We start from the raw sequence: 1746 nt of genomic DNA, 5'->3' as shown, positions 1-1746 counted from the left end.
GTCAGCATAGGTAAAGTCATGCTTTGTCCCAAATGCGGATATCAAAACCCGCCGAACCGGCAGGATTGCATCCGATGTGGTGTCATTTTCGCGAAAATAAGGAACCAGGAGATCCCGCCGCCCCAATCGCAGGACCAAAAGGTCGCAGCGGACTTGCCCGACCGGGACAGCAGTTTGCGAAACCTGCTCCTCTCCTGCCCCAAGAGGTCTAGGGGACGTTCTTGAATTTTATAAATCCAAGCCCAGCGCCGTCTCTTCGGGCGGCGTGACGCGTCTACAGAATTCACTTTTTGAAAAATGTAGACGCGCCCCCACGGACCTTTCATTTTTCGGCAGCGCCCCCATCGGTTAAGGTTCAAAGCTTAATCCTTCACAAAAACAGCAGCAGACTCAGGGCCATAACGGCCATGCCGGCTATGAGTCCGATGATGGTAAGGTGGTGTTCGCCGAATTCCTCGGCGGCCGGGAGCAGCTCGTCCACGGAGATGAAGACCATGATGCCGGCGACGCCGGCGAAAAGGATCCCAAAAACGGTCGGAGAGAAAAAGGGCATCAGGATGAGATATCCCACCAGGGCGCCGATGGGCTCGGCCAGGCCGGAGAGGAAGGAGAGCTTGAAGGCCTTGCGGCGGCTGCCGGTGGCGAAATAGATGGGAACGGAAACGGCGATCCCTTCCGGAATGTTGTGGATAGCGATTGCGGTTGCGATGGCGACGCCGAGGTGAGGATCGGTCAGGGCCGCCGTGAAGGTCGCCAGCCCCTCGGGGAAGTTGTGGATCCCGATGGCCAGAGCGGTGAACAGCCCCATGCGGTGAAGCCTGCCGAAATCGTGGGCCTCGTTGCGGGGAAGATTTTCGAGCCCCTGCGCCATCTCTTCGATGGAATGGAGTTCATGGGGATTTTCGTAGTTGGGGACGAGCCAGTCGATAAGGGCGATGAGGGCGATCCCGCCGAAGAACGCCCCTACGGTCGCCCATGTGCCGGGGCTGTCTCCCAGGGCGGCGACAAGCTCGGTCTTGGCCTTGAAGAAGATCTCGACGAAGGAGACGTAGATCATTACCCCGGCCGAAAAGCCGAGGGTCAGGGAAAGAAACCGGGTATTGGTGGTCCGGGTGAAAAAGGCCAGGGCGCTCCCGATGCCGGTGGCGAGCCCGGCAAAAATGGTGAGCCCGAAGGCGAACAGCAGAGTACTGGTTTCAATAGGCGGCAAGGGGAATCCCGATGTTCATCTTGAAGGGAGGCGGCGACGGATCGATTTTTAAAATATCATTAAAGAATAAGGGGGCAACGGGCGCATGTCAAATGGAGAGTGCGGTAACGGCCAAACGCCCTATCCCGGCCCTAAATCGCTGTAAAAGCAGGTAACCACACAACGCCGCAACGGACGCAACGAAAACGCAGGTCTTACAAACGCTTGTAATTATATCCCAAAAAATCGACTTATAGACCGCTTTTAAAAAGATTTTACGTCGCGTCGTCGCGTCTCGCGTGAGACTGCTTTCAGGATTAAAGAACTTTATTGACCTCGGGATTTCAACGATGTAAAAAGGTTGCGGGGGATTCGGGGTCAGACCAAGTTAACCAATTGAAATCACAACAAGTTGATTCAAAACACATAGTCAAAAGCGGTCTATAAGTCGATTTTTTGGGATATAATCGGCTTCATGGCACATCCGGGCTCAATCTAATCTGGCACATTACCCATATGAGTTACCTTGGTCCGACCCTTTTTTACGATAGAAGTAA

The 1746-nt window shown here is 54.5% G+C and carries 1 protein-coding gene; it reads right to left on the bottom strand.

The window, feature by feature from the left end; genetic code table 11:
• Positions 1–370 precede the first annotated feature (370 nt).
• Complete coding sequence (zupT, locus tag DTF_RS0105150; protein WP_027714454.1) at positions 371–1201, bottom strand: zinc transporter ZupT; 831 nt, start codon at positions 1199–1201, stop codon at positions 371–373.
• Between the last annotated feature and the right edge of the window lie 545 nt (positions 1202–1746).

Origin of the sequence: Desulfuromonas sp. TF, from assembly GCF_000472285.1 — a bacterium.
Classification (GTDB): Bacteria; Desulfobacterota; Desulfuromonadia; order Desulfuromonadales; family ATBO01; genus ATBO01.
This window is presented reverse-complemented; position numbering and strand designations above follow the sequence as displayed.